The 7,150-nt window shown below is 34.7% G+C and carries 5 protein-coding genes and 1 pseudogene; 2 read left to right on the top strand and 4 right to left on the bottom strand.

Annotated features, from left to right (window positions below; all coding sequences use genetic code 11):
- Window positions 1-147 precede the first annotated feature (147 nt).
- Window positions 148-1,980 (bottom strand): beta-glucuronidase, encoded by a 1,833-nt coding sequence (gene uidA, locus QOW94_RS10685; protein WP_283680443.1) that lies wholly within the window; start codon window positions 1,978-1,980, stop codon window positions 148-150.
- A gap of 125 nt (window positions 1,981-2,105) precedes the next feature.
- Here uidA and QOW94_RS10680 point away from each other — a divergent pair, with 125 nt between their 5' ends.
- Together QOW94_RS10680 and QOW94_RS10675 are read left to right on the top strand one after the other, a co-directional pair.
- A complete protein-coding gene (locus QOW94_RS10680; protein WP_283680442.1) occupies window positions 2,106-3,224 on the top strand; it encodes a helix-turn-helix transcriptional regulator in 1,119 nt (372 codons plus the stop codon).
- Between the two features lie 122 nt (window positions 3,225-3,346).
- Window positions 3,347-5,842: a glycoside hydrolase family 31 protein gene (locus QOW94_RS10675; RefSeq protein WP_283680441.1), complete on the top strand. Its 2,496-nt coding sequence runs from the start codon at window positions 3,347-3,349 to the stop codon at window positions 5,840-5,842.
- Between the two features lie 134 nt (window positions 5,843-5,976).
- Here QOW94_RS10675 and QOW94_RS10670 read toward each other — a convergent pair whose 3' ends face one another.
- From QOW94_RS10670 to QOW94_RS10665, 3 genes and pseudogenes are all read right to left on the bottom strand, one after another.
- Window positions 5,977-6,744 carry an MATE family efflux transporter gene (locus QOW94_RS10670; RefSeq protein ID WP_502867273.1) on the bottom strand — a complete coding sequence of 256 codons (768 nt, stop codon included), beginning with the start codon at window positions 6,742-6,744 and terminating at the stop codon, window positions 5,977-5,979.
- A gap of 30 nt (window positions 6,745-6,774) precedes the next feature.
- Window positions 6,775-6,939, bottom strand: a pseudogene (locus QOW94_RS11120) (MATE family efflux transporter); the annotation flags it as partial.
- 19 nt (window positions 6,940-6,958) lie between these two features.
- Window positions 6,959-7,150, bottom strand: a 192-nt coding sequence (locus QOW94_RS10665; RefSeq protein ID WP_502867272.1) for a transposase, incomplete at its 5' end; no start/stop codon positions are given.

Genomic DNA, 7,150 nt, shown 5'->3' with positions numbered 1-7,150 from the left:
GTATAACTTCAATCGCCGCCAATTAACACTAAAAGGCATGACTCCGATAGAATATCGAAATCATGCCTCAAATAAGATTGCCTAATTTTAATTATTTAACTGTCCGCTTGACACGGAGTAGCTCCCATTTATATGAGAACCTTTTTTTTATTTGTTGGCTTTGTAATTGTTTGGCAGTGAAGTCCACCTATCTTTTAAATCATAAACAATTGGCTTGGGTTGCCGATCTCTTGTAAATATTCCCTTAGAGTTTCCTCCTACACGCATTATACCCTCAGTAGTTTTAAAGTCTGCGAAATTCCATAATTGTTCTCCTTTAACGAATGGGTACTCATCAAAAATTTTATGGTATAAAGCGTAATATCTTTGTTGGAATTGAGCAGACCACATTTCACCATTTACTGATGAATATCCGTTTAAAGTGTCTGCACCATACTCAGTAAAGATAAGCGGTTTATTGATATGACTATTTTTCCATTCATCAAGGTCACGATGTAACTCTACTGCAGCATCAGAAAGATTAGTGCCAGCTTCAGAATACCACCCATAGTATCTATTTAAAGCAATTACATCAGCAAATTGATAGGTTTTTGAGTCTGTCACGCCTTGCTTTCCGTATAGTGTAAAAGTTCGCGGCCTTTTTTGAGGGTCTGATTCGATAGCAGTTTCAAAAATCTTTTTAAAGTAAGGGACAGCACTGTCAGTAGAAGTATCCGGTTCGTTAAATAAGCTCCACATAATGACACTCGGGTGATTTTTATCGCGATCGATTAAGTCCTTTACCATTTGAATATGATAAGGGAGCAATTCGGTTGTTGTTTTTGGTTGATCAAAAAACATCTCTTTAATTTCGCCAGTCGAGCCTAAGAAAGGATTACTTAGTTCTTGAAGTCCAACAAATGGGCCTTCATCAATAATCAAAATTCCAATTTCATCAGCAAGCTGGTAAATTTCTTCGGAGTATGGGTAGTGTGAAGTTCTAAAAGAGTTGGCGCCCATCCATTTCATTAAATGAAAATCCTGTTTTTGTTGAGCGAGATTTGTTCCTCGGCCAAACGCTTGGCTGTCTTCATGCCGACCAAAACCTTTTAGATAAATAGATTGCCCGTTTAGTAGTATTTTGTCTCCCATTACCTCGATTGTTCTTATACCAATAAAGTCAATATATTCATCAATTAAAGTGGAATTGTCAGTTAGCTGAATCACAATCTTGTACAAATAAGGGGAGTCAGGAGACCAGTTATGAGCTTTAGAAACTGACAATTTGCCTGACAATCCATCAGAATCAGCGACCAAATTATTATTTTTGTCATATAATGAGACTTTTAGACTTAGGTTGTCATTGTCTGATTCGGATAGATTTATAGAGTAGTTAACGATACTTTTATCTCCCTTTAACTCATAAGTTGTAGAATAGTCACGGATTGTATTTTGAGGTTCAGAAATTAAATATACAGACCTATTAATTCCCGCATAGTTAAAAAAGTCAAAATATGGGCGAACTCTCTTTACACCAGCCGCATCAAAAAATACTTGACCTGTTGGAAGAGTTGTATGAGAAAGTTCGTTATTTCCTTTTACTGTAATGGTATTTTCGTATCCAAATTTTACATAGTCAGTAATGTCAAAAGAGAATGGCATAAAACCACCTTCATGCTGTCCCACCTCAATTCCATTAATAAAAACTGTTGCACGGTGAGTTACAGCTCCAAAGCGAATCACTAATCTTTGGCTTTTGAGCAAATTTGAAATTGTAACTTTCTTCTCATACCAATAATCGCCAGCATAATCATAATCGTCTATGGATTCATTGAAGCTACTTGGTACTGTCATTGGAGAAGAATCTTCTAATTCATTTTGCCAACTATTTTCTTCACCACTGGCATTAGGATCGAGCTTGAACTGCCAGATTCCATCTAATGAAATGGTACTTCTTGTGGCAGTGTTTCTAGGAAATAAAAAGCTTTGCGTGTTAGTCATATCTATACCTCCAATTTCTTTATATATTCAAACTAAGATAATTTAAATTTTAATACTAGAAAAATAATTACCTTAATAGTAAAATAATGATGTTTATTAAGCGCTTTCAAGGGAAGGTATGATTAATGAGTGATTTAAATAAGACATTACAGATGATTTCTTCGGTGACAAAGTTAAATGCATATGTGATTGGATTAGATGACAGGATAAAAATTTCCGTTATTTTCAACTCTCATGTAAATATGAATTCTTTATTGAGAGGTAGATTAGATAATCTAATCAGGGGCACTAAGGTTATAAACGTTGTTTCAATAGACAATATAGTTTTTTTATGTCATTTTAAAAATAATGAGTGGGTTGTGTTAGGACCCTTTGCAAAAGAACATAACAGTGAAAAAAATTACTATCTTTTCTCCCAGTTATCAATATTTGAAGAGAATGAGATTGATTATTTAAGTAGACTGTTTGGTAATTTACTTGAACAGGATAATATGGATGTCGTTCAGAAAAAAATCTATTCTTATGGAAGTCTCAATGGTATGAATATGGGTGTTGATAACATTAGAAGCGCCAAATCTATTAACCATCGTTACGAAACAGAATCTGAATTAATGCATTCTATTTCAATGGGGGATATCAATAGCGTTAGTCATTTTGAAGATTGGGCCAAAGACTTGATTGATGTTTTTGAAAAAAGGATAATTCAAAGTCCTCTTAGATCCGGAAAAAATATTTGCTTTGTAATAAATACATTATGTCGAATTTCCGCAAGAGAGGGTAATGTGCAACCAGTAGTGTTAGACAGAGTGTCTGAAAAGTATGCTACAAAAATCGAGAGTCAACTTGAAATTAAAGGGTTAAAGAATATTGTTGGGGAAATGATCCGGGAGTATACGTCAATAGTACGTGATTGTAAGGGCAAAAAATATACACCTACGATACGGAGGTGTGTTGATTTTATAGATTTAAACTTTAATAAGAAAATTACTTTAGAAATGCTTTCAACGACCTTGAACATAAATGCAAATTACTTATCAAGGCAGTTTAACACCGAAGTCGGTCTTTCGATAACTGAGTATGTTAATGAATTACGTGTAGATTTGGCGAAGTTTTTAATAAGCACATATAACTTAAAAATCACTGATATAGCCTTACATGTTGGCTTTGAGGACAGTAACTACTTTACCAAGGTCTTTAAAAATATTGTTGGCAAGTTACCAAGTGAGTATAAAAGGGAGATATAGATGAGTTGTCGGCCGGTTAATTGAAAGCGTTTTCTGAATGTGGTATATTAGTTCTATACTGATGTATTAGTTTTTGTGAGTTATTATCTGGGAACTAGTACGTAATTTCTAGGAGGAATACCATGAAAGTTGCTAATAGGGTTACTGGTTTAAAGGACGTAGGAAGCTATTTATTACTCGAAACGGATACTGTAAAATTTCAAATTTATTTTTTAGACGATAATATTATTCGCTTTAGAAGTACTTTTCAAGAAGACTTTAGTGAGGAAGAGTCTTATGCGCTTGTTAAGACTGCTTGGGAAGATCAGCTAGATGGCGTTCTCAAAGATGAGAGAACACGGGTGGTTCCAAAGTCAGTAACCATAACGGAAGAAGCAGGAAGATATATAATTAAGGCACCAATTTATACCTTAATTATTGCAAAGGATCCCTTTGCTTTTGAAATTATTGATCAGGACGGTAATGTTGTTCACGAAGACTTACCAAAACGCGCTTTTGTTGAAGATGATTTGGGAAGACATCTCCATTATTCGAGGATGGGGGATAACAATTATTTTTATGGGTTTGGTGAAAAATCAGGTAAACTAAACAAATATAAGCGGAGAATGAGGATGCATAATACTGATTCTCTCGGATGGGATGCCTCGCAATCTGACCCTCTATATAAAATGATTCCATTTTATATTAATTTGAATGGAGATAACAATATTGCAACTGGAATGTTTTATAACGATTCCTATGATTCTGTATTTGATATGGATAGCGAGCACAGCAACTATTGGAAAAGATATAGTTATTTTGAAACTGAAGGCAGTGATATCGACTGGTTCTTTATAGGGGGTCCAACTATAAAGAACGTTGTTGAACACTATACTGACTTGACGGGTAAGACTGTATTACCTCCAGTTGCGTCTTTAGGCTATATGGGTTCGACTATGTATTATACTGAGCTTGATAAGCATGCAGATGATGCAATTTTGGATTTTGTTGATACATGTAAGAAAAATGGAATTCCATGTGATGGATTCTTTTTGTCATCTGGATATACAACTGGTGAAGATGGTAAAAGATATGTTTTTAACTGGAATAAAGATAGATTTCCGAATCCAGAAGATTTTATTAATGAATTAAAAAAACGAGGAGTCCTTTTATCACCAAATATTAAACCAGGATTACTATTGACACATCCATTCATGAAAGATTTTGAAAAGAATGATGCCTTTGTAAAGACTGAAGATGAGAGTGAATTTGAAACAGATCAATATTGGGGCGGTGATGCACATTTCGTAGATTTCACTAGCGAAAAGGGTCGTCAAACGTGGAATCAGTATATGACTGATTCTCTTATTTCAAAGGGAATAACATCAATTTGGAATGATAATAATGAATACGAAATTAGCAATGGTAAAGCAATTGCTTTTGCAGATGGATTGAAGAAGCCAATAGCAAGTGTAAAGCCAATTATGTCAACAATGATGGCTAAGTCATCACATGATGCTATGAAAAAATACAATCCAGATATAAGGCCATATGTTACAAATAGAGCTGGCTTTGCAGGCATACAGCGTTATGCACAAACATGGGCAGGTGATAATGGAACCAATTGGACAAACTTAAAATATAATGTTCCAACAATTTTAGGTATGGGACTTTCAGGAGTTGCTAATCAAGGATGTGATATTGGTGGGTTTGATGGTCCTGCACCTGAGCCGGAACTTTTTGTTCGTTGGGTGCAAAATGGGGTTTTTCAACCAAGATTTTCAATTCACTCGTCAAATACTGATAATACAGTTACTGAACCGTGGATGTACCCAGATTATACAAAATATATTCGCGATGCAATTAAATTACGTTACTCGTTAATCCCATACTTCTATTCGTTGCTATTTGAGTCATCAACTAAAGGATCACCAATTATGAGACCCTTAGTTTATGAATTTCAGGATGATCAAGAAACCTATGAAGAAAGTTTTGAATTCATGCTTGGTTCATCTCTCCTTGTTTCAAATGTTTTGGATAAAGGTGAAAAAGAACATAAGGTTTACTTACCAAAAGGAACAGAGTGGGTTGATTTATCTAATAACACTTATTACGAAGGTGGTCAGATAATCACCATACCAGTTGATATAAGTAGTATTCCCATGTTTTTGAAATCTGGAAGTATTGTACCAATGACAGATAACTTAAACAACATTCACAATGATACTATTACCAAAATGAAATTCTTAATTGAACCTAGCACTAAAGCTTCTTTCGATCTATATGAGGATGACGGTAAGTCAAACGATTATAAAGATGGTCAGTGCTTAAAATCTAATATAAGAGTATCGTCTACTGATAACGGGGTAGAAGTTGTGAGACACAGTATTGGTGAATATAGTTCGTTGGTAGAAGATATTGAATATCAAATCTATTGCCCAACGGTTGCCCCTGCTCAAGTATTGCTAAATAGTGATGTTATTGATCAATATTTGAATTTTGAAAAATTTCAAAATGCCAAGACTGGCTGGTTCTTTGATGGTCAAAGTAGAAAGGTGATTGTAAAAGTACCAAATACAAAGAAATCAGAATCGATGTTGGATGTAAGTTTCGCAGTCAAAGATTTAATTTCACTTTAATAAAGAATAGAAAGGTCCTGCTTCATGTGAAGCGTTCCGTAAGATTTAAGCTTATGCTATCTTAAGGAATGTATCACTTAGAGCAGGACTCTTTTAATTGAATTATTTTGATTGAATAATATGAAGCATATGATTTATTCAGATTGATGTTTTTTTAATAAGATGATAACCATGATAAAACAATAGGCTAATGAAATTCCCCAAGCAAGTGGATTAGAAAGACAAATAGCTGTGTACCCAAAGGTAGATACAGCTAGTAAGCTACCAATCCCCCGTCCTATCAGTTCGCCAAGACCTGATAGGATTGCTATTATGCTGTGGCCCCATCCTTGAAGCGTATTTCTAAAAATCATCAATAGTCCATGAAAAGGGAAGAAGAACGAGATTATAAAAAGGTATTTTTCCGAGTAAGATATCACGTTGGGAATATTTCCAATTAATAGCTTACTTAAAGTATTCGCTGAAAATATAAGTATGGTGAATGAAATAATAGAATATACAATTTGAATAATTGAACCGTAGTATATCCCATCTCTCATACGCTTTATCTGTCTTGCTCCAAAGTTTTGAGCTTGATATGTTGCAATCGCTGCTCCCACACTTTCCATAGGAAGCGTGAATAATTGACGTATTTTATCGGCTGAAGACTGAGCTGCAATTATTGATGGCCCCATTGAGTTGATAGCCCCTTGCATTATAATAGCTCCGATAGCCGATACGGAATACTCAAGCCCCATTGGAAGACCGATGATGATCATTTTGTTGAAATGTTGAACTGAAAAATTCATCTTTCGAATGGGATTGTTTATAAAAAGATTTGACTTAAATATAAGAATAGTGTTTAATATCCCACCAATAAACTCACTGATAACTGTGGCCCATGCCGCGCCAGAAACGTCCATTTTACAAATTTTAATAAACAGAACATCTAGAATAATGTTGATAATTAATGAAATAATCAAAAAATGAAGTGGGTGAATAGAATCCCCAAAGGATCGTAGTATTGATGCAGTATAGTTAAACAAGATATTCGCAGGGATGCCAAGAAAAGAAACGATTGTATACATATAAGCTTCATTCATAATGGTGGGAGGGGTATTTAAAAGGCTTGAATTGTCAAATTAAGTGCAACGCAACGTTAAAGAATGACTCATATGGTGTTTTCCAGCCTAGACATTTATGAGGACGCTTGTTCAACTTAGTGGCATAGCCCTGAATTTCTTTATCATTGATGGTACTGATATCCACTCCCTTAGGCATGTATTCTCTCAATAAACCATTGGTATTTTCATTGGTTCCGCGTTGCCA

The sequence above is a fragment of the Lentilactobacillus sp. Marseille-Q4993 genome, from assembly GCF_951230165.1.
Lineage (GTDB): Bacteria > Bacillota > Bacilli > Lactobacillales > Lactobacillaceae > Lentilactobacillus.
Note: the sequence above shows the minus strand (reverse complement) of the source record. Positions and strands in the feature narration are given on the sequence as shown.

Coding starts and splice junctions, on each gene's coding strand:
- QOW94_RS10680 (WP_283680442.1), top strand. CDS start 2,106: ATGAGTGATTTAAATAAGACATTACAGATGATTTCTTCGGTGACAAAG.
- QOW94_RS10670 (WP_502867273.1), bottom strand. CDS start 6,744: ATGGACGTTTCTGGCGCGGCATGGGCCACAGTTATCAGTGAGTTTATT.
- uidA (WP_283680443.1), bottom strand. CDS start 1,980: ATGACTAACACGCAAAGCTTTTTATTTCCTAGAAACACTGCCACAAGA.
- QOW94_RS10675 (WP_283680441.1), top strand. CDS start 3,347: ATGAAAGTTGCTAATAGGGTTACTGGTTTAAAGGACGTAGGAAGCTAT.